This window comes from Sutterella wadsworthensis 2_1_59BFAA (assembly GCF_000297775.1).
In the GTDB taxonomy this organism is placed as follows: domain Bacteria; phylum Pseudomonadota; class Gammaproteobacteria; order Burkholderiales; family Burkholderiaceae_F; genus Sutterella; species Sutterella wadsworthensis_A.
Genome location: NZ_JH815522.1, coordinates 1 through 24,962, shown reverse-complemented (window position 1 = coordinate 24,962; position 24,962 = coordinate 1). Strand labels below are relative to the sequence as shown.

25 protein-coding genes and 1 riboswitch are annotated in these 24,962 nt (G+C 63.3%); of the genes, 15 read left to right on the top strand and 10 right to left on the bottom strand.

All coding sequences use genetic code 11. The features are described from left to right. The first annotated feature begins 63 nt into the window (after positions 1-63). The 8 genes from HMPREF9465_RS11720 (at position 64) to murI (ending at position 6,501) form a co-directional block, all read left to right on the top strand. Positions 64-483, top strand: a complete 420-nt coding sequence (locus HMPREF9465_RS11720) for a diacylglycerol kinase (protein WP_005437270.1) — start codon at positions 64-66, stop codon at positions 481-483. A 128-nt stretch (positions 484-611) separates the two neighbouring features. Further along, positions 612-1,505 carry a phosphoribosylaminoimidazolesuccinocarboxamide synthase gene (locus HMPREF9465_RS11715; RefSeq protein ID WP_005437269.1) on the top strand — a complete coding sequence of 298 codons (894 nt, stop codon included), beginning with the start codon at positions 612-614 and terminating at the stop codon, positions 1,503-1,505. A 159-nt stretch (positions 1,506-1,664) separates the two neighbouring features. After that, the gene (purE, locus tag HMPREF9465_RS11710; RefSeq protein WP_005437268.1) at positions 1,665-2,162 is read left to right on the top strand and encodes a 5-(carboxyamino)imidazole ribonucleotide mutase; all 498 of its coding nucleotides are present in this window, start codon (positions 1,665-1,667) and stop codon (positions 2,160-2,162) included. A 17-nt stretch (positions 2,163-2,179) separates the two neighbouring features. Beyond that, a complete protein-coding gene (locus HMPREF9465_RS11705) occupies positions 2,180-3,352 on the top strand; it encodes a 5-(carboxyamino)imidazole ribonucleotide synthase (protein WP_005437267.1) in 1,173 nt (390 codons plus the stop codon). A 1-nt stretch (position 3,353) separates the two neighbouring features. Further along, positions 3,354-4,349, top strand: a complete 996-nt coding sequence (locus HMPREF9465_RS11700; protein WP_005437266.1) for an L-threonylcarbamoyladenylate synthase — start codon at positions 3,354-3,356, stop codon at positions 4,347-4,349. A 12-nt stretch (positions 4,350-4,361) separates the two neighbouring features. Continuing rightward, on the top strand, positions 4,362-4,715 hold the full coding sequence (locus tag HMPREF9465_RS11695; RefSeq protein WP_005437265.1) for a Spx/MgsR family RNA polymerase-binding regulatory protein: 354 nt from the start codon (positions 4,362-4,364) through the stop codon (positions 4,713-4,715). Between the two features lie 59 nt (positions 4,716-4,774). Continuing rightward, positions 4,775-5,698, top strand: coding sequence for a DMT family transporter (locus HMPREF9465_RS11690; RefSeq protein WP_005437258.1), 924 nt, complete (start codon positions 4,775-4,777; stop codon positions 5,696-5,698). After that, positions 5,695-6,501 carry a glutamate racemase gene (gene murI, locus HMPREF9465_RS11685; RefSeq protein WP_005437249.1) on the top strand — a complete coding sequence of 269 codons (807 nt, stop codon included), beginning with the start codon at positions 5,695-5,697 and terminating at the stop codon, positions 6,499-6,501. The genes HMPREF9465_RS11690 and murI overlap by 4 nt, the downstream gene beginning before the upstream one ends. Here murI and HMPREF9465_RS11680 read toward each other — a convergent pair. After that, positions 6,491-6,943, bottom strand: a complete 453-nt coding sequence (locus HMPREF9465_RS11680) for an acyl-CoA thioesterase (RefSeq protein ID WP_005437247.1) — start codon at positions 6,941-6,943, stop codon at positions 6,491-6,493. The two genes, murI and HMPREF9465_RS11680, sit on opposite strands and share 11 nt — an antisense overlap. Positions 6,944-6,952: 9 nt before the next feature. Beyond that, entirely contained in the window at positions 6,953-7,585 is a 633-nt protein-coding gene (locus tag HMPREF9465_RS11675) for a cyclase family protein (RefSeq protein ID WP_005437246.1), read from the bottom strand. A gap of 93 nt (positions 7,586-7,678) precedes the next feature. Here HMPREF9465_RS11675 and HMPREF9465_RS12610 point away from each other — a divergent pair, with 93 nt between their 5' ends. Then, a complete protein-coding gene (locus HMPREF9465_RS12610; RefSeq protein WP_147645397.1) occupies positions 7,679-8,236 on the top strand; it encodes a hypothetical protein in 558 nt (185 codons plus the stop codon). A gap of 4 nt (positions 8,237-8,240) precedes the next feature. Here the strand turns inward: HMPREF9465_RS12610 and HMPREF9465_RS11665 are convergent, their stop codons facing one another. Beyond that, positions 8,241-9,308: a DUF72 domain-containing protein gene (locus HMPREF9465_RS11665; protein WP_005437243.1), complete on the bottom strand. Its 1,068-nt coding sequence runs from the start codon at positions 9,306-9,308 to the stop codon at positions 8,241-8,243. 204 nt (positions 9,309-9,512) lie between these two features. Between HMPREF9465_RS11665 and HMPREF9465_RS11660 the strand changes: the two genes are divergently transcribed. Continuing rightward, positions 9,513-10,226, top strand: coding sequence for a response regulator transcription factor (locus HMPREF9465_RS11660; protein ID WP_005437241.1), 714 nt, complete (start codon positions 9,513-9,515; stop codon positions 10,224-10,226). A gap of 105 nt (positions 10,227-10,331) precedes the next feature. Here the strand turns inward: HMPREF9465_RS11660 and thiC are convergent, their stop codons facing one another. Further along, entirely contained in the window at positions 10,332-11,948 is a 1,617-nt protein-coding gene (thiC, locus tag HMPREF9465_RS11655) for a phosphomethylpyrimidine synthase ThiC (protein WP_005437239.1), read from the bottom strand. A gap of 83 nt (positions 11,949-12,031) precedes the next feature. After that, positions 12,032-12,131: riboswitch (TPP riboswitch) on the bottom strand. 226 nt (positions 12,132-12,357) lie between these two features. On the opposite strand from thiC, the gene purB reads away from it, so the two are divergent. After that, positions 12,358-13,725, top strand: coding sequence for an adenylosuccinate lyase (purB, locus tag HMPREF9465_RS11650; RefSeq protein WP_005437238.1), 1,368 nt, complete (start codon positions 12,358-12,360; stop codon positions 13,723-13,725). A 310-nt stretch (positions 13,726-14,035) separates the two neighbouring features. Here the strand turns inward: purB and HMPREF9465_RS11645 are convergent, their stop codons facing one another. The 6 genes from HMPREF9465_RS11645 to modA form a co-directional block, all read right to left on the bottom strand. Further along, positions 14,036-14,917 carry an IS3 family transposase gene (locus tag HMPREF9465_RS11645; RefSeq protein WP_147645179.1) on the bottom strand — a complete coding sequence of 294 codons (882 nt, stop codon included), beginning with the start codon at positions 14,915-14,917 and terminating at the stop codon, positions 14,036-14,038. Next, the gene (locus tag HMPREF9465_RS11640) at positions 14,905-15,423 is read right to left on the bottom strand and encodes a helix-turn-helix domain-containing protein (RefSeq protein WP_038007964.1); all 519 of its coding nucleotides are present in this window, start codon (positions 15,421-15,423) and stop codon (positions 14,905-14,907) included. The genes HMPREF9465_RS11645 and HMPREF9465_RS11640 overlap by 13 nt, the downstream gene beginning before the upstream one ends. Positions 15,424-15,551: 128 nt before the next feature. Further along, positions 15,552-16,460, bottom strand: coding sequence for an ornithine carbamoyltransferase (gene argF / locus HMPREF9465_RS11635; protein ID WP_005437237.1), 909 nt, complete (start codon positions 16,458-16,460; stop codon positions 15,552-15,554). Between the two features lie 180 nt (positions 16,461-16,640). Next, positions 16,641-17,714 (bottom strand): molybdenum ABC transporter ATP-binding protein, encoded by a 1,074-nt coding sequence (gene modC, locus HMPREF9465_RS11630; protein ID WP_005437236.1) that lies wholly within the window; start codon positions 17,712-17,714, stop codon positions 16,641-16,643. Then, positions 17,711-18,388 (bottom strand): molybdate ABC transporter permease subunit, encoded by a 678-nt coding sequence (gene modB / locus HMPREF9465_RS11625; RefSeq protein ID WP_005437235.1) that lies wholly within the window; start codon positions 18,386-18,388, stop codon positions 17,711-17,713. Before modB ends, modC begins: the two co-directional genes overlap by 4 nt. Before the next feature lie 3 nt (positions 18,389-18,391). Next, entirely contained in the window at positions 18,392-19,147 is a 756-nt protein-coding gene (gene modA, locus HMPREF9465_RS11620; RefSeq protein WP_005437234.1) for a molybdate ABC transporter substrate-binding protein, read from the bottom strand. A gap of 130 nt (positions 19,148-19,277) precedes the next feature. Between modA and HMPREF9465_RS11615 the strand changes: the two genes are divergently transcribed. From HMPREF9465_RS11615 to HMPREF9465_RS11600, 4 genes are all read left to right on the top strand, one after another. Further along, positions 19,278-20,051, top strand: a complete 774-nt coding sequence (locus HMPREF9465_RS11615; protein ID WP_005437233.1) for a TOBE domain-containing protein — start codon at positions 19,278-19,280, stop codon at positions 20,049-20,051. A 231-nt stretch (positions 20,052-20,282) separates the two neighbouring features. Beyond that, positions 20,283-20,888: a NapC/NirT family cytochrome c gene (locus HMPREF9465_RS11610; protein WP_005437231.1), complete on the top strand. Its 606-nt coding sequence runs from the start codon at positions 20,283-20,285 to the stop codon at positions 20,886-20,888. Positions 20,889-21,091: 203 nt separating this feature from the next. Further along, positions 21,092-23,758 (top strand): aminopeptidase N, encoded by a 2,667-nt coding sequence (gene pepN / locus HMPREF9465_RS11605; RefSeq protein WP_005437230.1) that lies wholly within the window; start codon positions 21,092-21,094, stop codon positions 23,756-23,758. A gap of 14 nt (positions 23,759-23,772) precedes the next feature. After that, on the top strand, positions 23,773-24,771 hold the full coding sequence (locus tag HMPREF9465_RS11600; protein WP_005437229.1) for a class 1 fructose-bisphosphatase: 999 nt from the start codon (positions 23,773-23,775) through the stop codon (positions 24,769-24,771). Positions 24,772-24,962: the final 191 nt, after the last annotated feature.

Here is a 24,962-nt window from a genome sequence, read left to right as displayed (position 1 = left end):
CGCAAGCTGCTGACTCAGTAGAGAATCTCTGTCGTTCACGGCGGAGAGAACGTCAACTGCATCATGACCACACCCAACTCCCAAGACAAGAACGCCACGGACCTCAAGGGCAAGAAGGGCCTGCGCCGACTCATCAACGCCACGGGCTACTCCATGAAGGGCCTCTCGGCCGCCTACAGGAACGAGGCCGCCTTCCGCGAGGAGGTACTCCTCGCCTGCGTGCTCATTCCCTGCGCGCTCCTGCTCGGCCTACCCGCCGTCGAGACGGTGCTCCTCATCGGCTCCGTCCTTCTCCTGATGCTCGTCGAGATCCTCAACTCCGCCATTGAGGCGGTCGTGGACCGCATCGGCCCCGAGCTTCACCCCTTGAGCGGACGCGCCAAGGACCTCGGCAGCGCAGCGGTCTTCATCGCGATGATCATCCTCGGCGTCACCTGGCTTCTGATCGCAGCGCCTGCGCTCTGGGCGTTTTTGGCAGGCTGACCAAACATTGCCGATCCTCATGCCGACCTAGCCAAATCTACTAGTCAAAAAGCGTAGTGAACGGATGATCGGCATTACAATGACGGCACCACATTTCAGTTAACCATCTCTCAAAGGGAGATTTCAACATGGCTGGTCTTTCCCAGATCAACATTCCCTCCTTGAAGAAGCTCTACTCCGGCAAGGTGCGCGATACGTTCGCCGTCGGCGATGACAAGCTGCTCATCGTCGCGAGCGACCGCATTTCCGCATTCGACGTCATTCTGGGCGACCCGATTCCGGGCAAGGGCAAGGTGCTCACCTCTCTCACCGACTTCTGGTTCAAGCAGCTCGAAGGCGTCTGCCCGAACCACCTCACCGGCATTGATCCCGAATCCGTCGTCAAGCCTGAGGAAGTGCCTATGGTCAAGGGCCGCTCCTGCGTCGCCATGCGCCTCAAGCCCATCCTGATCGAGTGCGTCGCCCGAGGCTACCTGATCGGCGGCGGCTGGAAGGACTACTGCGCCACCGGCTGCGTCTGCGGCATCAAGCTTCCCGAAGGTCTCCAGATGGGCCAGAAGCTCCCCGAACCGATCTTCACGCCGGCCGCCAAGGCCGAAGTCGGCACGCATGACGAAAACATCTCGTTCGAACGCGTCGTCGAGCTCTACGGCGAGGAAATCGCCGAGAAGATCCGCAGCTACACGCTCGAGCTCTATCGCCGCGCCTCCGAATACGCCGCCACGAAGGGCATCATTATCGCCGACACGAAGTTCGAGTTCGGCATTGACGAGGAAGGCACCATCCGCCTGATGGACGAAGTGTGCACGCCCGACTCCAGCCGCTTCTGGCCGGCCGACCAGTACAACGTCGGCGTCTCGCCCCCGAGCTACGACAAGCAGTTCATCCGCGACTGGCTCGAAGCCCAGCCCTGGGACAAGACCCCGCCCGCTCCGAAGGTTCCGGACGAAGTCATTGAAAAGACTTCCGACAAGTACCGCGAAGCCCTGCGCCGCCTTGCCGAAACGGACATCGAACAGTAATCCGCATCCCCTGTGATGCCCCTGAAAGGACCGACAGTCTTCATGCCTGCCGGTCCTTTCTTGTCTATACTCATAGATTCTGAGGAACGAGAGGAAAGCACGGCTTTCCTGTCGTTCTTTTATGTTTTTGTTTTTTGATTTTTACAGCGAGGTTTTCCAATGACTGACGCCGTTAAGCCGATCGTCGGCATCGTGATGGGCAGCAACTCCGACTGGGAGGTGATGAAGAACGCCGCCGAAATGCTCAAGGCATTCGACATTCCGTTCGAAGCCCGCGTCGTGAGCGCTCACCGCATGCCCGACGAAATGTTCGACTACGCCGAAACCGCCCGTGACCGCGGCATCCGCGTCATCATCGCGGGCGCAGGCGGCGCCGCCCACCTGCCCGGCATGATCGCCGCCAAGTGCACGATCCCCGTCTGCGGCGTGCCCGTTCCGTCCAAGTACCTCCGCGGCCAGGACAGCCTCTACTCCATCGTCCAGATGCCCAAGGGCGTGCCCGTCGCCACCTTCGCCATCGGCGAAGCGGGCGCCGCCAACGCCGCGCTCTACGCCGCCCAGATCCTCTCCGTCACGGACGCCGGCCTCGCCCAGAAGCTCGCCGACTTCCGCGCCGCCCAGAACGCCAAGGCCCGCGCCATGGAACTCCCGCTCTAACGAGGAAATTCCGTCATATGAACGCCAATGAAGTGCTGATGCCGGGCGAAACGCTCGGCCTGATGGGCGGCGGCCAGCTCGGCCGCATGTTCGCCCAGGCCGCCGCGACGATGGGCTACCACGTCGCCGTGCTCGAACCCGGCAAGGCCTGCCCCGCGGGCGAAGTCTCCCGCGAGCAGATCGAAACGAAGTACGACGACGTGGCCGGCCTCGCCGCGCTCGCAGGCAGGGTGAAGGCCGTCACGACCGAGTTCGAGAACGTCCCCGCCCCCTCGCTCGAATACCTCGAGAAGGCGGGCCTGCGCGTCTGCCCGCCGTCCGCCGCCGTCGCCGTCACCCAGGACCGCAACGTCGAGAAGCACTTCGTCTCCGAAGTGGCCGGCGTGCCCGTCGCCCCGCATGCCGCCGTGCGCAGCGAAGCCGACGTCGACGCCCTCGACGCCTCGCTCCTGCCCGGCATTCTCAAGACCGCCCGCCTCGGCTATGACGGCAAAGGCCAGGCCCGAGTCGCCACGATCGAGGACGTCCGCAAGGCCTTCCGCGACTTCGGCGGCGTGGACTGCGTGCTCGAAAAGCGCCTCTCCCTCAAGCTTGAGGTCTCCGTCATCGTCGCGCGCAACTCGCACGGCGAAACGGCCACGTTCCCCGTTTCCGAGAACTTCCACCGCAACGGCATCCTCGCGGTCTCCGTCCTTCCCGCCCGCATCGACGAGGATACGGCCTCCCGCGCCCGCGGCTATGCCGCCAAGATCGCCCAGGCGCTCAACTACGTCGGCGTCCTCTGCGTCGAGCTCTTCATCCTTGAAGACGGCACGATCCTCGTCAACGAGCTTGCTCCCCGTCCGCACAACTCCGGCCACGCCACGATCGACGCGTGCGTCACGAGCCAGTACGAACAGCAGGTCCGCACGATGGCCGGCCTTCCGCTCGGCTCCACGGAGCAACACTCCCACGCCGTGATGCTCAACATCCTCGGCGACGAGTGGTTCGACGAGGAAGGCGTCAAGCGCGAGCCCGACTGGGCCGGCGTCACCGCCATTCCCGGCGCCAAGCTCCACATCTACGGCAAGGCCGACGCCCGCCGCGCCCGCAAGATGGGCCACGTGACCTGCATCGGCAGGACCGCCGAAGAAGCCATGGAGCGCGCCCGCGAAGCCGCCCGCATCCTTCATCTTCCGGAACCGAACTGAGATGACCCAGACTCCTCCCGTCGACGAAGTCAGAATCGCCGAAGCCGTCCGCGTCCTTGAGGCGGGCGGCCTCGTCGCCATGCCGACCGAAACTGTCTACGGCCTCGCCGCCGACGCCGACAACGAATCCGCAGTGCTCTCCACCTACGCGGCCAAGGGCCGCCCGGCGGACCATCCGCTGATCGTCCACGTCGCAGGCATCGACGCCATCTCCCACTGGGCCGAGGACGTTCCGCCCGAAGCCTGGCTGTTGGCCAAGAAGTACTGGCCGGGCCCGCTCACGCTCGTTCTCAAGAAGAAGGCGCGCTGCGGACTCTGGGTGACGGGAGGACAGGACACGGTGGCGCTCCGCTGCCCGTCCCATCCCTGGGCTCATGCGCTCATCTCGGCCTTCTCGGGTCCGACCTGGCGCGGCCTCACGGCGCCTTCGGCCAACACATTCGGGCGCATCAGCCCGTCGTGCGCCGCACACATCGCCGAAGACCTCGGCGTCAAGCCCGAAGGCAAGCTCGACATGATCCTCGACGGCGGCAGCTGCGAGTTCGGCATCGAGTCCACGATGATCAACCTCTCGCAGGGACGCCCCACGCTCCTGCGCCACGGCGTCGTCACCCGCGAGATGCTCGAGGAGACGCTCGGCTTTGCAGTGCCCGACGCAGGCAAGGATGCGCCCCGCGCCTCCGGCCGCCTCAAGAGCCACTATGCGCCCCGCACTAAGCTCGAGCTCGTGTCCGCCGAAGCCCTGCCCGCCCGATTCGCCGAAATGGGCGCCGCTCCGGTCGCCGTCATGGCCTCCGGCGAGGTGCTTGACCGCCTCGAGGGCACGCCCGTCCTCGCGATCAAGGCCCCCGCCGACCTTCACGGCTACGGACGCGACCTCTACGAAAACCTGCACAGGCTCGACCGCGCAGGCGCCGAACGCATCCTCGTCGAACTGCCGCCCCAGTCGCCCGACTGGGCCGCAGTCAACGACCGCCTCGGCCGCGCCGCAGCCTGAGGAGAACGCGACATGAACAAGATCTACGGCATCAAGAACTGCGGCTCCGTCAAGAAGGCCCTCGAATGGTTCGTCGCCCGAGACCTCCCGTTCGAGTTCCACGACTTCAGGAAGGAGGGGATCGATCCCGTCCTCCTTGACGAGTGGATCGCGAAGACCTCCTGCGACGTGCTCCTCAACCGCAAGGGCCTGCTCTGGCGCAAGCTTGACAAAGCCAGACGCGAGGCTGTGTGCGACAATCCCGAAGGCATGCGCGCCCTGATGCTCGAGAACCCCGTCATCATCAAGCGTCCCGTGATCGTCCATCCCGACGGCAGCGTGACCGTCGGCGTTGACGAGGAAGCCTGGGAAAGGCTCGCCGGCTGACGCGAGCCACCGACAATCCGAACGACGGCCGCCGGCAACAGCGGCCTTTTTTCTGAAAGATGCATAAGTCGACATTGGAAACCCACCACCAGCCGATCATGCCCGTGCTGGCGCTCGTCCTCGCCACCTTCTTCTGGGGGAGCTCCTTCATCACGGTCGGCTCCGCGCTCGAGTACACGAACCCGCTCACGCTCGTGATGCTCAGGTTTGGCGTGGCCGCCTTCTTCGTCCTGCTCATGCTCAAGGGGCGGATTGCGGACATTCCCAAGCGCACCTGGAAGGCGGGGGCGGCCTGCGCCTTCCTCATCTATCTGGGCTACACGACGAACGCCGCGGGCCTCATGACCCTGCAGAGCTCCGAGTCTGGCTTTCTCACGGCGCTCTACGTGCCGATCACGCCGCTTCTCGTCTGGGTGGTCTTCGGCAAGGCGCCCACTAAGGGAGCCGTCTTCGGCGTGATGATGGCGTTTGCGGGCCTCGTCCTGCTCGCCAACCCCTTCACGCTCAGCTTCTCGAACAACTGGGGCGAGTGGGTCACGATTCTCTCGGCCCTCATCTCCGCTGTCGAAATCATGGTGGTGGGCCGCGTCGCGCCGGGCACTCAGGCGAGGCAGCTCGCATTCACCCAGCTTTTCTTCACCGCCGTCTTTGCAGCCGTCGGCCTGGCCGTCGCCACAGCGGCAGGCGTCCCGCTCAAGGAGACGACCTTCAACACGACGGTGGTGGGCGGCATCCTCTGGCTTGCCGTCATCGTCGCCTTCGTGCAGGTGCTGCTCTCCTGGGCGCAGCGCTACGTACCTGCGAGCCGCGCGGCCGTCATCTTCGCCATGGAGAGCGTCTTTGCCGCCATCATCGGTTGGTTCGCAGGCGAAAGCCTCGGAACGGCGGGCATCATCGGCGGCGTCCTGATCGTGGGCGGCATTCTCTGCGGCGAAATCAGGCCTCCGCGCAGGAAGGCCGCACCCAAGGAGCTTTCGTCATGACGGACACCCGTCCCGTCGGCATTCTCGACTCGGGCTTCGGAGGCCTCTCCGTCGCCCGCGCCGTCGCCGAGCTGCTTCCGCAGGAAAACCTCGTCTACGCCGCCGACTGCGGCTTCGCCCCCTGGGGCGACAGAACGGACGACTTCATTCTCGAGCGCACGCATGCGCTCGTCTCACACCTTCTCAGGAAGGACGTGAAGGCCATCGTCATCGCCTGCAACACGGCCACGGCCGTCTGTGCGGAAAGCCTGCGCGCCGAGCTCTCCATGCCCGTCGTGGGCATCGAGCCCGCCGTGCTTCCCGGCGCCCGCACGACCAGGACGGGCATCATCGGCGTGATGGCGACGACGAAGACGCTCGCAAGCGCCAAATACCGCCACCTCAAGTCCATCGCCCCCAAGGAGGTCAGGATCATTGACTGTCCGTGCCCCGGCCTCATGGACTGCGTGGAAGCGGGCGAATTCCGCACGCCGCACACGATGGCCCTTCTCAGGGAGTACGTGGAGCCGCTCGTCGAGGCGGGCGCCGATACGCTCGTTCTCGGCTGCACGCACTATCCCTTCCTCTCCGATGCCATCCGCCTCACTGCGGGACCGGGCATCAGGCTCATCGATCCCGCCCCCGCCGTCGCGCGTCAGCTCAAGCGCCGCCTTGACGAGCCGGGCCTCCTCAACGACACGAAAAAGGCGCCCGCGCGCATCTTCTGCACGACGGACGCCAATGAGGCGCGCGAGCGCATTCTCAGGCTCCTCTGGACGGACAACGCCGTCCTGCAGAAGCTCGACGGGAGCGTCAGGCCCTGAGGGCCAGCTCCGGAACTTCAGGCGCCTTGAGATACTCCTCGAGGCGCCCTCTCATTTCGCCGGGAATCGGACGCTTGACGACGGCGTCGCCCTCGCGTGCGGCGCAGACCGCCGTCTCGATGCAGGCGAGCCTGCATTCGTCGCCCGCGTGGATCGTCATGGCGAAGCGCACGGACGTCGTGCCGATGCTCTCGATCCACATGCGCAGCACGCAGTCATCCCCGCATCGGCTCGGAGCGCAGAAGTCGCACCGGATCCCCGCGATCGGGAACCCGTAGCCCTCGACGAGGCTCTCCTCGTAGCTCAGGCCCGCACACTCGCGGAAGAAGTCCTCCATGGCGTTGTTGAGCATCACGAAGTACTGGGGATGGTAGACGATGCCCGCCGGATCACAGTGGTTCCAGCGAATGCGAAGGGGCTGCTCAAAAACCTTTCCGCTCATGACGCCACCTCATCGATGTGCAACGGAGCGCAGGACGGCGCGCACGGGACTGGCCTCGACGCCCTCGAGCTTGAGGGGCAGCGCAATGAGCTCGTAATCGCCCGCCTCGACCTGGCTCAGGTCGAGGTTCTCGATGATGGAGATGCCGCCCTGAAGGGCCACGCGGTGCGAAAGCAGGAGCGTGCTGTCGGCGGGGTCGATGCTCGGGGTGTCGAGCCCTATGAGCATCACGCCCGACTCGAGGAGCATGCGCACGGCGCCGGGAGAGACGGACCTGAAGTCCTCCGTCCAACGCTCGGGCGCGGTCCTGCGGGTCTTGATGAGGACGCGCTCGTGGAAGCAGGCGCTCGAGAGTTCCTCGCGGCTGACGGGCTCTGTCGTGTCCGCACCGCTCAGGTCGATGACGCGGCAGCGGCCGATGAAGCGCTCGAGCCTGAGCGTGGCGACGTCCACGGCGCCGCTGTCGAGATGCATCGGGGCGTCGACATGCGCGCCCACGTGCGGCGACATGTGGATCGTCGAGATGTTGGCAACTCCGCCGTCGTTGATGCGCTCGTTCCAGAGGACCTGGAACGGCGTGTCGCCCGGGAATACGGGCGCTCGGGTGCTTACGGAAGGGGAAATGTCCCAAAGGCTGCGCATGCAGTGGCCTCCTGAATGTTCTTGTCTTCATAGCATAATATTCTGCGTGTCCGGCCGCACGTTTTCCAGCCGGCAATGTCGGAGATTTACGCCGTGAATGAAAGTTTCTTCAAAATGATCCTGTCGCGCCACTCCCTTGGCGCCAAGCATCTCGTCATTCCCGCCCCTGACGTGGGCGCCCTGCGTCTGGCCGTGACGGCCGCCTGCCGCGTGCCCTGCCATCAGGAGACGCTTCCCTTCCGCTGGGTCGAGATCTCCTCCCGCGACCGTCTCGCCGACCTCTTCGAATCGGTTCTGCCTGCGGACGCCGACGAGGAGATGCGCGCCAAGGCCCGCGGCAAGGCCCTGAAGGCGCCGATGTGCATGGCGCTCGTGGGCACGGGCCTCTCCCCCGACTCCCAGGACCGAGACGCCGACGAACGCCTGATGACGGCAGGCGCCTCGCTCATGAACTTCCTTGCAGGCCTGCATGCCCAGGGCTTTGCCGCGAAGGCAGTCTCCGCCAAGGACTTCCCCGCCCCCGACGGCCTTTACGATCCGACCTGCGAGCGCCTGCTCTGCTTCGTGCTCGTGGGAACGCCCGACACGCCCGTCAACTATCAGGACATCGGCATGGGCAACGACGAACGCCAGCCGCTCTCCCGCTGGTAGGACGTCAGCGCCTGAGCCCGGCGGCGCGCATGCCGTCGAGCGAGGCCAGGATGTCCAGAAGCGTGCGCGGCGCATCGCCTTCGGCATCGTCGCCCGCCAGCACGTAGGCGGGCACGCCGCTGCGAACGGCGCGCATGACGAGGGATGCAATCAGAGTGCGGGTGACGGGGTCGCCCGCACTTTTGCTTTCCGGGTCCCTCACGAAGACAGGCGAAAGCGGGCCCGAACGATGCCAACGCACGAAGAGCGGCCCCGAAAGCCTCCAGTCGGGATCCGAGGGATCCTGCGCGTCGCAGGCGGCAAGCGCCCGCATCTGGCGCTGCAGTCCGGGCATGCCCTCATTGAGTCCCATCACGGGCCTGATGCCGAAGTTTCTCAGGAGCGCCATGAGGCGCGGCGTGAGCAGCGTCGGATTTCTCACCTCGAAGGCGAGCACGGGGGCGGCGTCCGCAGAGCCCAGCTCCCGCACCAGCCCCTCTGCGAAGGCACCCAGCTCCTCCACGGCCTTCTGCCTGCCCTGAAGCGTCTTCATCTGCGAGGACGGATAGGGCCCGAAGTCGAAGAGCACGCCGCCGAGCTTCTCGCCGAGTCCGTCCGTGCAGCTTCTCACGAAGGCTGCGGCGGCCGCCACGTTGAGGAACTCCCTGTTGAGGCCGCCTGCACGGCCGCGTCTGTCGTGCACGAAGACGCTCGTCACGAGCGCGGGCGCGCGCACGATGAAGCGGAAGTCGGCGGGAACGGCGGACGCCAGAACGGCAAGCTCCGCCTGTGAATGGGGATGGAGGTATCCGCGCTCGAGGCAGACGCAGCCCAGCCAGGGCGTTCGCGCGAGCACGGACAGGCCGTCTAGTCCCTTCATGCGGAGCGCGCCGCTCGAGGCCGAGTATATGGTGCCGCGCCAGTACGGCCGCCCGAAGCCGAGCGTGCCCAGACGCACGAGCCTCGAAAGACGTGCCGAAGCCTCGAGCACGCTCCTGCGGGGCGGCTCGCCCGAGACGGGCGCGTCCGGACGCGGCGCATCGTCAAAGAGCGGCTCCCTGCTTCTCTCAATCATCGGCTTGCCCTTCATCATGGCGTTTTCGTCCTGACATGCTCTCGCGTACGTGCGTCCTGACATCGCAGGCATCCCAGCGAGGGCACTCAGACGACCTCTTTTTTGGTAGCATTGAATGATATTCGCGGCCGCGTTCGTCTCCCGTACATCCGTACGCCGCAGGCCTGCTCAAGCGATATTAATTGAAATATGCCCATCACTGATAGTTCCGAAGAGAAGGCCATGAAGAAGGACCTGACGCAGGAGGAAATCCCCGTCTGGGTCGTCGACGACGACGAGGTCCGCTATTCGATCCGCTTTGCTCTTGCGACGCACGGCATCGATGCACGCACCTACGCCAGCGGCGAAGACTTCTTCAACCTCGTCGAAACGGACCAGCCCGGCTGCCTCGTCGTCGACCTGACCATGCCCGGCATGAGCGGCATCGAGGTTCTGAAGCGCCTTCGCGATCTCGACAGCCCCATCAAGGTCATCGTGCTTTCCGGCCACGGCACTATCCGCACGGCCGTCGAAGCCATGGAGAACGGCGCGATCTCCTTCATGGAGAAGCCCGTCGATCCTGACGACCTTCTCGTGAAGATCAACGCCGCACGAGACGCCTCCCTTCTCGAGGTCTGCAAGACGCGCGTGCGCCACATGCTCCGCCAGTTCTCCAAGCGCGAGACACAGATCTTCGATCTGGTCTGTCAGGGCCTGAAGAACGGCGAGATCGCCGAAAAGCTCTTTCTTTCGACGCGAACGGTCGAATCTCACCGCGCCAACATCACGAAGCGCCTTGAAGACCGCGCGCCGATCGGCATCCTCTACGAACTCGCGCGCACCAAACTCGACACGAGCCCCGTGCAGTTCTGCAAGCTCCAGCCCGCCCGCGGTAAGCAGAGCAAGAAGAGCGAAGAGAAAAGCGAGAAGAAGGCCAAAGAGAAGACCGAGGACTAACCTCCCCCCTGCCTCACAGAGGTTTTTGCGCCAAATTTCCATGAAAAAACGGGAGTCCGCAAACGGACTCCCGTTTTTTTTTCATTCGCGGCTGCCCCGCTCCGATCAATCCTTGAAGAGCTCGTGCGCGAGCTTCATCGGACAGAACTTCGGGCCGCACATGCTGCAGAAGTGAGCCTTCTGGGCGGCGGCCCCGGGAAGCGTCTCGTCATGGAAGGCACGGGCCCTGGCGGGATCCACGGCAAGGGCGAACTGGTCGGGCCAGCGGAATTCAAAGCGGGCCATGCTCATGAGGTGGTCGCGCAGGATCGCACCGGGCACGCCTCGGGCGATGTCGGCCGCATGGGCCGCGATGCGGAATGCGGCCATGCCCTCGCGCACGTCGTTCGCATCGGGAAGGCCGAGATGCTCCTTGGGCGTCACGTAGCAGAGCATCGCCGTGCCCGCCCCCGCGATCATGGCGCCGCCGATGGCGGCCGTGATGTGGTCGTAGCCCGCACCGACGTCGCTCACGAGCGGCCCGAGCGTGTAGAAGGGCGCGTCATCGCACCACTCGCGCTCATTGAGCTGGTTGAGCTCGACGCCGGGCATCGGAATGTGGCCGGGCCCCTCGATCATCACTTGCACGTCGCGAGCACCCGCCCTGCGGTTGAGCTCCCCGAGCGTCCTGAGTTCGGCGAACTGCGCCGCATCGTTGCCGTCGTAGAGGCTGCCCGAGCGCAGGCCGTCGCCGAGCGAGAGCGTCAGGTCGTAGTGCGCCGCAATGTCGAGGATCTCGTCAAAGTGCTCGTAGAGGAAGTTCTCCCTGCCGAAGGCCTTCATCCACCTGGCCATCATGCCGCCTCCTCGGGAGACGATGCCCGTCAGGCGGCTGCGCGTAAGCTCGACGTGGGGCAGGAGGAGCCCAGCGTGGATCGTCATGTAGTCGACGCCCGCCCTGGCCTGGTCCTCCAGGACGTCCCTGAAGATCTCCCAGGAGAGCGCGAGCGGATCGCCGCCTGCGCGCTCGAGCGTTTCGTAAAGCGGCACGGTGCCGACGGGCACGGGCGAGCCGCGCAGGATCATCTCGCGGGTCTCGCGGATGCACCTGCCGGTCGAGAGGTCCATCACGGTGTCCGCGCCTCTGGCGAGCGCCTCCTGCATCTTGCGGCCTTCCTCGCGCCAGTCGGAGGACGAGGCGGAAGTGCCGACATTGGCGTTGACCTTGGTGGCGAAGTGGCGGCCGATGACGGTGGGCTCGACCTCGGGATGCGTGAAAGCGGCGGGGATGACGGCCTGTCGGGCAGCCACGCGGGCCCTGACGCGCTCGCCCGTCCAAGGCTCGACGCGTTCGAGAAGCGGCATGAGCCTGTCGCGCACGCGCTCAAGTCCCGGCTCGGAGAGCGAGGCGGCGAAACCTTCGAGATTGGCGTTTTCGCGTGCGGCCGCATAGGCCATTTCAGGCGTCACGACGCCCGCTCGCGCGGCGGCGAGCTGCGTGGGGCTGCCAGGTTCGGGGCGCTCGCGGCGCACGAGCTCGACCGTCTCGCCCGCATCGGCGGCGCCGTAGCCGCCCGTGACGTCGGTCATGAAGAAGTCGGGATTCCTGCCGCCGCCGAAGCATTCGGGCGTGTCGGAAAGCCTGATGCGGCGCAGAGGGACGTCCTCGCCCGCCTCGCTCCTCACGAAGAAGCGTTCGCCAGCGGGGCGCAGGTCGGGATTGGAATGGAAGTGGTTGTGCATAATCGCGCTCCAGAAGAATTGAAGTGAGGGCGCGACCGGCGAAGAGAACGGTGCCGTGGGCCTTCCTTCGAAGGCCGGATGTCGATTTGTCCGCAGCGTTTCCCGACGCAGGTCTGAACCTGATCCGGTGCGACGGGTGTTTCTCAACCGGCCCCTGAAAGGCCGATACCCCGAACGCGCAAGTCCGATTGTAGGGCAAAAAGAGGCGTCATCCCGCAGGAACACGCCTGCTGAGGACACTTTTCCCTGCACGGTGCCCCCGTGCCGAAGACGGCCCGTCGGGAAGACGCACGCGAAACGGACTGCTAAAATACAAGGATTGCCTTTTGTCCGTTCCGCCCGCCGCTCCCTGCGGCCCCTCCTGCGCAGCGGACGCCGTTTTTTCTTTTTTCACCCGAGGTTTTCCGACATGGAACTGAATCCCCTTACCGCCCTCTCCCCGATCGACGGCCGCTATGCCCGCCAGACCGACGCGCTTCGCGACATCTTCTCCGAATGCGCCTTCATGAACGCCCGCGTTCGTGTCGAAGTGGAGTGGCTCATCAGTCTTTCCGAAGCCGGCTTTGCTGAACTTCCGCACCTCAGCGACCACGGCAAGGCCTTCCTGCGCGGCCTCGCCGACAACTTCTCGCTCGCCGACTGCGAAGCCATCAAGGAAATCGAAAAGACGACGAACCATGACGTGAAGGCCGTCGAGTACTGGATCAAGAACCAGGTCGCCCACGACGAAGAGCTCAAGTCCGCCTCCGAGTTTGTGCACTTCTCTTGCACGTCCGAGGACATCAACAACACGAGCCACGCCATCATGCTCAAGCGCGGTCGCGAAGCCCTCGCCGACTACCTCCAGCAGATCCATGACACGATCGCAGGCTTCGCCCACCAGTGGGCCGAAATCCCGATGCTCTCCCGCACGCACGGCCAGACCGCCTCTCCGACGACGGTCGGCAAGGAATTCGCCAACGTCGCCGTGCGTCTTGAACGCGTGATCGAAGCCATCCGTGCCGTCAAGATCTACGCCAAGATGAACGGCGCCGTCGGCAACTACAACGCCCACCTCGTCTCCTATCCGGAATACGACTGGGAAGCCCACTCCCGCAAAGTCGTCGAGGAACGCCTCGGCGTGACGTTCAACACGCACACGATCCAGATCGAGCCGCATGACTACATGGCCGAGCTCTTCCACCAGATCGAACGCGCCAACACGATCCTCATCGACTTCGACCGCGACGTCTGGGGCTACATCTCCATGCACTTCTTCAAGCAGAAGCTGCGTGAAGGCGAAGTCGGCTCCTCCACGATGCCGCACAAGGTCAACCCGATCGACTTCGAAAACTCCGAAGGCAATCTCGGCCTCGCCAACGCCGTTCTCGATCATCTCGCCGGCAAGCTCCCGATCTCCCGCTGGCAGCGCGACCTGACGGACTCCACCGTCCTGCGCAACCTCGGCGTCGCCTTCGGCTACTGCTTCATCGGCTACAACGCCCTGACGCGCGGCCTCGGCAAGCTCCAGGTCAACGAGCAGGTCATCGCCGCCGACCTCGACAACGCCTGGGAAGTCCTCGCCGAAGCCGTTCAGACCGTGATGCGCCGCTACGGTGTGCCGCATCCGTACGAGCAGCTCAAGGCCCTCACCCGCGGCAAGGACGGCATCACCAAGGAAACGATGCGCGAATTCATCTCCAACCTCGACATCCCCGCCGATGCCAAGGCCTCCCTGATGGAACTCACGCCCGCCACCTACATCGGCAAGGCCGTCGAACTCGCCCGCCGCTGCTGATCCGCTTGAGATCCGCCTGCCAAGGGACCGTCCCTTCGGACGGCTCTAAATCCTCAGGCAAAAGCCCCGCTCGTCTGATCTGGACCCCGAAACTTGGACTACAAAATAAACTCCAAGTTGAGTGCGGCCGATTTTAACGCTCGCCGCTTGGCATAGCCGGGACAAGCAAGTCCCGGCTACGCCGATAGCGTATTTTATCTGGGGCGCGTCAAGGGACGACCGAACAACTTAGATCCTCCCAAAGGGCCCCTCCAACTTCTTCGGTCAACCCTTGACCCGACTCATCGCTCTCAGACCGCTGAGAACGCTCTTATTCCGCTTTAACATAACGCTGACGGTACTCGGATGGTGCGTATCCATCCAAACGCTCCTGAGGTCTCTTCGTGTTCCAATGGGCGATATAAGCCGTCAGATCGCTCTTGAAGGCGTCAAAGCTATCCCAGCACTGCCCCCTGAAGAACTCGTCCTTCATATGGCCAAATGCCTGCTCTGTTGCCGCATTGTCCAAACAGTTACCCTTGCGAGACATGCTTCGCGTGACGTTGTGCTCCTTGGTCCATTTAATCCAATCAGGATTCTGATATTGCCATCCCATATCGCTGTGAAGGATGGGACTAGCCCCAAGGGGTAACGCCTTCACCAACGCGTCGAACATCTCTTCTTGCTGATCCATGTTGGGCGATCGACTGATGGAGAAAGCCAGAATCTCATTGGAGTAAAAGTCAACGACCTGAGCGAGGTATACCTTACCGAAGGACAAAGCGAACTCTGTCACATCGGTACCGATCTTCGTGAAGGGGCAGGCTGTTTTGAAATCGCGTGCCAAGAGATTGGGAACGGTACGATTGTCGCCTTTATAAGAGCTGTACTTTCCAAACCCCTGTCGCCTAATCTTACAGATCAACCCCAATTCTCGCATTACCTTCAATACCGTCTTTTTCGCGATGACGATGTTGAACTCACGACGTAAACGCATGAAGATCTGGCGATGGCCGCAACCATTTGACGTGCGGTTGAAGATTTCCTTGACCTTCTCATGAACGTCCGGGCGTGTAGCTGCCTTCGGATGTTTACGGGCATAGTAGTAGCTCGACCGGGGCAACCCAATGATCTTCAACAGAAGATCAAGATCATGTTGCCCTGAAAGAGAATAAACGATCTCTGCTTTCTCTCGATTGCTCAGTTTCGCCAATCTTTCAGGGCCGCGACTTTTTTTAAGATGGCATTCTCCGCTTCAAGTTGCTTGATACGAAGTTCCAGCTTCTCCATGGGGGTCAACTCTTGCACGGGCTTCTGCTTGGCCCCTAACTGACGTCCCCTTTTCTTCGGTTGCAGACCTGCTTCGCCATGTTCACTATAAATCTTGCACCAACGTCGAAGAAGCTTGGGAGCAACGCCATATGCAGCCAAGATGTCTTGGTACGAGACCTGATCTTCAATGCGAGCTTTGACTGCTGCCAGCTTGGTTTCGTAGGAATGTGTCGTTTTGACGGTATGTGACATTAGAAATCGAGAAACGCCCAAAATACGAATTGTAGCGCGCCAATCCCTAAGATCATGCTCATCCAGCCCAAGCTGGGTCATTATCTCTTGATAGCTTGCGCCATCCTCATAGAGCTCGAGAAACCTCAGCTTTCTAGCTTCAACTGTTCCCTTCCATTTATGTCCTATACAGATGGTCCCCAATTCTTTGTCCAAGAATCGGGGACCACATCAGTCATTGAGCGGGGCTTTTCTTTTCATGCGCGCCCATCCGACAAGAACGCGAAAGCCCCGCTCGATTGAACGGGGCCTTGCGCGCTGTCTCTCAGGTCGTTCGAGGGTTCTTATTCGACACGGCCGAGCAGGCAGTATTCCATGATGGCCTTCTGGGCATGCAGGCGGTTTTCTGCCTCGTCCCAGACGACGGACTGCGGACCATCGATGACGTCGGCCGTGACTTCCTCGCCGCGGTGGGCGGGCAGGCAGTGCATGAAGACGGCGCCCTGATTGGCGGCGGCCATGGAGTCGGCGTTGACCTGCCACTTGGCGAAGGCCTCGCGGCGCACCGCGTTCTCCTCCTCGTAGCCCATGGACGTCCAGACGTCGGTCGTCACGAGATCGGCGCCGCGGCAGCATTCGACGGGATCGTCGAAGACCTTGAGATGGTCGCCCGCAAGCGTCAGGGCGGGATCAAGCTCATAGCCCTTGGGGCTCGAGAAGTGGAGCTTGAAGCCGAGCAGCTTGGCGGCCTCGATCCAGGTGTAGGCCATGTTGTTGGCGTCGCCCACCCAGGCGACGGTCTTGCCGGTGATCGGACCGCAGTGCTCCTCGAAGGTGAGGATGTCGGTGAGGATCTGGCAGGGATGGTATTCGTTCGTGAGACCGTTGATGACGGGCACCCGACTGTGAACGGCCATGTCGTCAAGACGGTCCTGGCCGAAGGTGCGCATCATGATCAGGTCGCCCATGCGGCTGATCACGCGGGCCGTGTCGGCGATGGACTCGGAGCGGCCGATCTGGGAGCCCTGGCTCTGCAGATTGACGACGTTGCCACCAAGCTGGTAGAAGCCCGTCTCGAAGCTAACGCGGGTACGCGTGCTCGCCTTTTCGAACACCATGATGAGCACCTTGCCTGCGAACGGTTCATATCGCTTGCCCGCCTTCAGGTCCGCCTTGATGACCTTGGCGCGGTCGATCATGTAGCGAAGGGTTTCACCGGAAAAGTCGCTGAGCTTCAGAAAATGGCAGGGCACGTTGCTACTCCTAAGAAAAATGTACGTTGCGACATCGTCGCAGCGCACATTCTTGCAAGAAGAAGCGGGGCCTTCAAATTTAAGTGAACGCCTCTTGAGGATTCGCCAACCGATTAGGGGGTTGCATATAGCGGGCGTTCTTTTGGCGACAAAAGCACCCCTCGGGGCGCCCTGCGGGCGCTAGACGATGATGGCCGCAGCCTTCACCTGCGCATAGAGGCGCGTGCCGACGGCGATGCCGAGTTCGTCCGCCGAGCGACGGGTGATTCGCGAGAGAATGCGGCAACCGCCCGCCTCGAGCGTGAGCATGACGTGGCTCTCGCCCTCAACGCCTCGCATCCCGATGACGACGGCGGGCAGCACGTTTCGGATCGAGGTGTCCCTCGGTTCGCTGAGCGCCACGCTCACGTCGCGCGCAAGAATCCTCAGGCGCGCAGCCTCGCCCACGTTCCTGCCCGCATCGGGCACTTCGAAGGCCGTCTCACCCGCCGTCACGACCGCCGTGCACCACATTTCGCTCCGCTCGGTCACGACGCCCGAAAGGACGACGGAGGAGCCCTGCTCGCCCTGTCCGGGCCAGCGCTCGAGAAGCACCTCCTCAAGCGACCCCTCGGCGACGATCCGCCCATTTTCAAAGCAGATCACCTGATCCGCAAGGCGGGCCATTTCGTCGGCCGAGTGAGTAACGTAGAGCATGGGAACGGAGAGCTCGTCGCGAAGACGCTCGAGCCACGGCAGGATCTCCTGCTTGCGGTTCCAGTCGAGCGCCGCGAGCGGCTCGTCCATGAGAATGAGATCGGGCGTCATCAGCAGCGCACGCGCGATGGCCACTCTCTGGCGTTCGCCGCCGGAGAGAAGCTGCACGCGGCGCCGGAGAAGATGCCCGATGCCCAGGAGCTCCACTGCTTCCGAGAAGCGGGCGAGCCCCCCACGGGCATCCTTGTGTCTGAGGCCAAAATGGAGATTGCCCTCGACATTCAGATGCTCGAATAAACTCGCTTCCTGAAAGACGTATCCCAAGCGGCGCTCCCAGGCCGGGACAAAGATATTCCTGGCATCGTCCTGCCAGACTCGGTCGGCGACGACGACCCTGCCGCCCGCACGCTCAAGGCCCGCCGTGCATCGCAGCACGGTGGTCTTGCCGCAGCCCGAGGGTCCGAAGAGCACCGTGATGCCCTTGTCGGGAATCTCGAACGAAACGTCAAGGCGGAAGTCCGTTCCGCGGTCCAGATTCAATGTGATCCTGCCGCTCATCGGGTCCTCCCTTCCTTGCGGTTGAGCAAGTTGAGGGACAGAAGAACGAAGAAGCTGAAGACCAGCATGCCGCCCGCAAGAACGTGCGCCTTGCCGTACTCCATCGCTTCAACGTACGTGTAGATTTCGGTTGAGATGACCTGCGTCGATCCAGGGATGTTGCCGCCGATCATGAGCACGACGCCGAATTCGCCGATCGTGTGTGCAAAGGTCATCAGGGTGCCCGTGATGATGCCGTGGCGCGCCAGCGGCAGGATCACGCGGAAGAAGGCTTCGAAGGGGCGGCAGCCGAGCGTTGCCGCCACCTCCATCGGCCTTGGGCCTATGGCCTCGAAGGCCGTGACGACGGGCTGGATCATGAAGGGAAGCGAATACACCACCGAACCGATCACGAGACCGGTGAAGGTGAAGTTGAGCGTTCCCAGCCCCAGGGCATCCGTCACCTGCCCGATCGGCCCGTTGGGCCCGAGGGCGATAAGGATGTAGAAGCCCAGGACGGACGGCGGCAACACCAGAGGCAGGGTCACGACCGCATTCATCGGCGCGCAGAGCGCGCTCCTGCCTTTCACGAGCCACCACGCAAGCGGCAGTCCGATGATGAGGAGAATGACGGTCGTGACGGCCGCGAGCCTCAGGCTCAGCCACACGGGTCCGAGTTCAGTCCATGTCAGCATGACTTACCTGACCGTGCCGTAGCCATAGGCTTCGCGGATGGCGGCGGCTTCATTGCTCGTCTTCAGGTAGTCGAGGAAGCGCTTGGCGCCGGCGTTCTTCTCGCCTGCCTTGAGCTGGACGGCATCCTGAAGGATGGGCTTGTAGAGGTCCTGCGGAACGACCCAGCCGGAGCCGCCCGTGAAGGCGCCGTTCTTGAAGCACTGGGAAAGCGCAACGAAGCCGATCTGGGTGTTGCCCGACTCCACGAACTGGAAGGTCTTGCCGATGTTGTTGCTGACGACGAACTTCGGCTCGACGGCCTCCTTCATCTTGAGAGCGTCGAGCGCCTGAAGGGCGGCCTCGCCGTACGGAGCGAGACGAGCGTCTGCGACGGCGACCTTCTTCACGGCGGGATGGAGAAGGGCCTTCTGGTCCTTGACGAGTGCGGCGTCGGAGGACCAGAGGACGAGCTTGCCCACGGCATACGTGAAGGTGGTGCCGGCAACGCCGTGGCCTTCCTTGACGGCCTTGGCGGGTGTCTTGGCGTCGGCGGCGAGTAACACGTCGAACGGGGCGCCGTTCTTGATCTGTGCGTAGAAGGCGCCCGTGGCGCCGTAGGACACGACGAGCTTGTCGCCCGTGGCCTTTTCATAAAGCGGAGCAAGCTCCTTCATCGGAGCCATGAAGTTGGCGGCAACGGCGACGCGGACTTCTTCGGCGGCAACAGCGCAGGCAAGGCCTGCGAGCATGAGGGCGGCGGCAAGCTTCTTCATCTGCATGATTGTTTCTCCATGGGCGGTGTTGAACCGCATTAAGCTAAGATTGAGTGTAGGCCTTGACGGCTCCGCTATTCCGTAGAAGAATAGCGGGACTTTCCTCATTTTTCAAGTAGTCCATTCGGAGACAAGCATGAGCAAAACGATTGCCGACCCGACGCTTTTGGCGACTCACATGGCGGAGCTCGCCGACAAGCGCATTGACATCCTGAGGCGCATCGGCGACGTCGGCTCCATCTCCGAAGCGGCCCGTCGCGCAGGCGTGAGCTACAAGGCCGCCTGGCAGGCCATCGAGACGCTGAACAATCTGGCGGGCGCCCCTCTGGTCGAGAAGGTCGTGGGCGGCAACAAGGGCGGCGGCACCAGGCTCACGGCCACGGGCGAAGAGGTGCTGAAGCTAGCCGACGAGCTGACCCGCGCCCGCGCCGAGGTGCTCGTACGCTTCCGTCTCAAGGACTCTCCCGCGCTCAAGAACGTCGGCGTCAGCTCGCTGAGGACCTCGATGCGCAACCAGTTCCCCGCCGTCATCGAGAAGCTGAAGATCGGCTCGGCGCAGGTTCGCCTCATCCTCTCCATCGACGATACGCACTACATCCGCGCCTCCTGCACGAAGGAGTCCGCTCAGCTCCTCGGCCTTCGCGAAGGCAAGCACGTCCTCGCCCTCTGCAAGGCCACCGCAGTGGACATCTCCGCCGACAACCCCGCCCTCGTCGAAAGCCGCGACAACCAGATCGTGGGCGCCGTGCTTCGCAGCGAGCGCGAAGACAAGGGCGGCGAATGCACCATCCAGCTGCCCTCGGGCCTCACCATCGTGGGCTTCGCCAGACCCAGTCACGGGCTTCACATCGGCATGCGCGCCGTCGCCACCGTTGCGCCCGAAGCCGTGGTCATTGCGCTGAACTCCTGAAACTGATGGAAGGAAAGGGCCAAGCGCGTCTCAAGGCCATGAAAGCGCGCCTTTGTTGACGGCAATCAAGCTCACCTCACCCTTCCTTACATAAACCTTAATAAGATTACACACGTGCAGACTCTGCTTCCCTAGGCATAGTCTGCCCTTTTTCACCCCTAAACAGCGCCGGATGGCTCCCCCTGGTACGCACACCGCCCCCGGCCGCTCTTACAAACAGGTTCCAGCAAAATGGCCAACAACAGCAAATGGTATGTCGCCGGCGTCCTCCTGATCGGCGCCGTCATCGGCATCGTCTTCGTCGGTATCCTCACGAGCGTCGTCCACTGGGCGGGCAGCCCGAAGTTCTGCGGCGAATTCTGCCACTCCATGGATCTCACCTACGCCGCCTACAAAAAGGGCCAGCACTACATGACCGGCTCCGGCGCCACCGCCGGCTGCTCCGACTGCCACCTTCTGAACCACTCCAACGAACACGTCGGCCCGCTCGACTACACGGCTCTTCTCTTCGACAAGGCCCGTGCCGGCTCCATCTCGCTTCTCGGCCAGATTCAGGGCTCTCTTAGCACACATGAAAAGCAGCTCGAAAAGCGCAAGGAAATGGCTGAAGCCGTTCACAAGCAGATGATCGAACGCAACTTCTCCGCCTGCCGCGGCTGCCATGACCTGTCCCGCATGCACAACGCCAAGAAGCCGTTCATCGCCAAGATGCACCAGAATCTCGACAAGGATCCGAAGAAGCCTGCCGACTGCCTGGCCTGCCATCCGAAGGCCGGTCACGACTACGCCGCCGCTGACGCCGAAATGGCCAAGGCTCAGGAAACCGCTGCGAAGTAATCCCTTCGAAAGCCTGATTTCCTGAAAAGCGAATCATCTGGACCCCGACGCCCGAAAGAGCGCCGGGGTCTTTTGCATTTTGCCTTTCCCGCATCGGGCGGACGCGGGCGGCAGGTCCCCGCCGATTTGTCTACAATCGCTAGAAACCCATTGCTTTGTCAGCGGCGGACGTGCTCCGCCGCGTCCACATATTGCGAGCACAAATGGCAGAAACCATCTTCCGCGCCGACTACCGCGCGCCGTCCCATCTGATCGACACGGTGCATCTGGAGTTTGACCTTGACGCCGACAGCACGAGCGTCATCAACACCATGCACGTGCGTCCGAATCCCGATGCACAGCATTCCTCCGATCTCATTCTCAACGGCGAAACCCTGACGCTCGTCAGCGTCGCCGTCGACGGCCTTCCGCTCGACGAGTCCCGCTACACGCTCGGCGACGACCTGCTCACCATCCACGGCATCGACCGCGAGTGCGACGTCATCGTCGTCAACCGCTTCAGCCCGTCCGCCAACAAGGCGCTCTCGGGCATCTACACCTCGGGCCAGAACCTGATGAGCCAGTGCGAGGCCCAGGGCTTCCGCCGCATCACCTACTTCCTCGACAGGCCCGACGTCCTCTCCCGCTACAGCGTCGTGATCCGCGCGTCGAAGGAGCAGTACCCCGTGCTGCTCTCCAACGGCAACCGCATTGAGGAGAAGGACCTTGACGACGGCCGCCACGAGGCCCGCTGGGAGGATCCGTTCCCGAAGCCCTGCTATCTCTTCGCGCTCGTCGCCGGCAGGCTCGAGGCCCTTCGCGACACGATCGTCCTCAAGGACGGCCGCACCGCCAGCCTTGAAGTCTGGGTCGAGCCGCAGGACATCGACAAGACGCAGCACACGATGGACAGCCTCAAGAAGTCCATCCGCTGGGACGAGGAGCGCTGGGGGCTCGAGCTTGACCTCGACGGCTTCCGCATCGTGGCGACGAACGACTTCAACTTCGGCGCCATGGAGAACAAGGGCCTCAACATCTTCAACGCCCGCTACGCGCTCGCCAATCCGAAGGTCGCCACCGACCAGGACTACGCCAACATCGAGTCCGTCGTCGGCCACGAGTACTTCCACAATTGGACGGGCGACCGTGTCACGCTCCGCGACTGGTTCCAACTCACGCTCAAGGAGGGCCTGACGGTCTTCCGCGATCAGGAGTTCTCCGCCGACATGCTCGGCGACGAGTCCGCCCGCGCGGTCGAGCGCATCCGCAACGTCAAGGCGCTACGTCTGGCCCAGTTCGCCGAGGACGCAGGCCCCATGGCCCACCCGATCCGTCCCGACAGCTATCAGGAGATCGACAACTTCTACACGAGCACCGTGTATGAAAAGGGCGCCGAAGTCATCCGCATGCTCCAGACGCTTCTGGGCAAGGACACCTTCCGCAAGGGTTTCGACCTCTACATCGCCCGCAACGACGGCCACGCCGTGACGTGCGAGGCCTTCCTCGAAGCCATGGAGGAGGCCTCGGGTCGCGACCTCCAGCAGTTCCGCCGCTGGTACTCTCAGGCAGGCACCCCGCGCGTCGCCGTCTCCACGCAGTGGAACGCCGAGGCGGGCCAGCTCGTCATGACGGTCGAGCAGACCACGCCGCCCACGCCGGGCCAGCCCGCCAAGGAACCGATGCTCATGCCCTTCCCCGTCGCGTTGCTCGACGCCGAGGGCCGCGAGATGCCCGTTCTGCTCAAAGGCGAGTCCGAAGGCTCCGCCCAGCTCACGCGCATGTTCGAGCTCAAGGACGCACGCCAGACCTGGGTCTTCTCGGGCCTTCGCGAAAAACCCGTTCCGAGCCTCAACCGCGGCTTTGCCGCGCCGGTCATCCTCGACGTCAGCCTCGACGCCGACGCGCTTGCGCTGCTTGCCCGCGCCGACAGCGATCCCTTCAACCGCTGGGAGGCCATGAACCGCCTGATGATGAAGGCGATCCTCGAGCAGGTGCGCGCCGTTCTCGCCAACGACCAGGCTCCCGTCAATGCAACGCTTCTCGAGGCGTTCGGCGCCATCATCGACGACGTCAACCTTTCGCCCGCCTTCCGTGCGGTCGCGATGGAGCTCCCGAGCGAGCGCGCCGTCGCCGACGCCATGCCGATCATCGATCCCGCCGCCATCCACCGTGCGCGCGAAATCGTCCGCGAAGCCCTCGGCATCCGCTGGCACAGCAAGCTCGTGAGCGTCATCGACGGCTGCAGGCTTGAGGGTGAATACTCTCCCGACTCGACGAGCGCCGGCATCCGCGCCCTGAAGAACACCTGCTACTACTACGGCGTCGCCGCAGGCAACAAGACGATGGTGCTGCGCGTTCGCGACCAGTTCAACACGGCCAACAACCTGACGGACCGCCTCGCCGCGCTCAACATGATCGCAGGCTCGAGCACGCCGACCAAGAACGACACCATCGTCTCGGCGCTCAAGGAGTGGTACTCCGAGCCGCTTCTCGTCAACAAGTGGCTGACGATTCAGGCGACCGCCCCGTGCTTTGCGGGCGAGGCCCCCGTCGTCACCCGCGTCTCCGAACTCGCCAACAGCCCCTTCTTCTCCATGGCGAACCCGAACAACGTCTACGCGCTGCTCGTGGCCTTCTTCATGAACAACCCCGCCGAATTCCATCGTCTGGACGGCGAAGGCTACAAGTTCTGGGTCGAGTGCGTGCTCAAGCTCGACGCCCTCAACCCGCAGGTTGCCTCCCGCGTCGCCCGCAGTCTCGAAAACTGGCGCCGCTACACGCCGCAGCTCTCGAACCTCATGTTCCAGGCGCTCAAGCATCTGGAACGTCAGGAGAAGCTCTCCGTGAGCGTTCGCGAAATCGTTGAAAAAGCTTTGAACAATCCCGCATAAGAGGAAATTGCATCGTGTCCACCCTTTCTCTCAGTCAGTATCTCTGCCGTGAACAGCAGCTTCACGACCTCGACCCCGTTCTCTCCCGCCTGATCGTCAGCGTCTCCGAAGCCTGCAAGACGATCAGCTTCAAGGTGCGCAACGGCGCCCTCGCCGGCGTGCTCGGCATGGCCGGCTCCGAAAACGTCCAGGGCGAAGACCAGAAGAAGCTCGACATCATCAGCAACGACATCTTCGTCGAGGCCGTCGCCCTTTCGGGCTCCGTCTGCGGCATGGTGAGCGAAGAGATCCCCGAGGTCATTCCCGTTCCCGAAGACCTGCCGATCGGCCCGTACCTGATCTGCTTCGACCCGCTCGACGGTTCCTCCAACATCGACATCAACGTCTCCATCGGCTCGATCTTCTCGGTCCTTCCCGCCGTTCGCCCGAAGCGCGAGCCCGTGGCCGAGGACTTCCTGATGCCCGGCACCAAGCAGGTCGCCGCAGGCTACTGCATGTACGGTCCGCAGACCCAGCTCGTCCTCACGTTCGGCCGCGGCGTCGTGATGTTCACGCTTGACCCGACGACCGGCACCTTCATGCTCACGGCCGAAGACGTCCGCGTCGACCGCTCCGCCAAGGAATTCGCCATCAACTGCTCCAACATGCGCCACTGGGAGGATCCGGTCAAGCGCTACGTCGCCGAGCTCCTCGAAGGCAAGACCGGCGTTCGCGGCAAGGACTTCAACATGCGCTGGGTCGCCGCCATGGTGGCCGAAGTGCACCGTATCCTGCAGCGCGGCGGCATCTTCATGTACCCGCGCGACCACCGCGACCTCACGAAGCCGGGCAAGCTTCGCCTGATGTACGAGGCCAACCCGATGTCCATGCTCATGGAAAATGCCGGCGCCGCCGCCACGAACGGCCACCAGCGCATCCTCGACATCGTTCCCGAGAAGATCCACCAGCGCGTGGCCGTCTTCCTCGGTGCGGCCGATGAAGTCGAGCGCGTGACGTCCTACCACGCCGAATAATCCCAGCCTCCGCCCAGGCGGGATACACACCGAAAAATCGGGGCGCCTCCCGGAAAGGAGGCGCCCCGATTGCATTATGACGGTGTCGTCAGGAGACTTAGTATGAAAGCGGAAGCGCCGGAAACCAAAAAGAAAAAACACCCCCGGTAGGAATACTCGATTCCTATGTTGATGGGGCATTACTATGGACT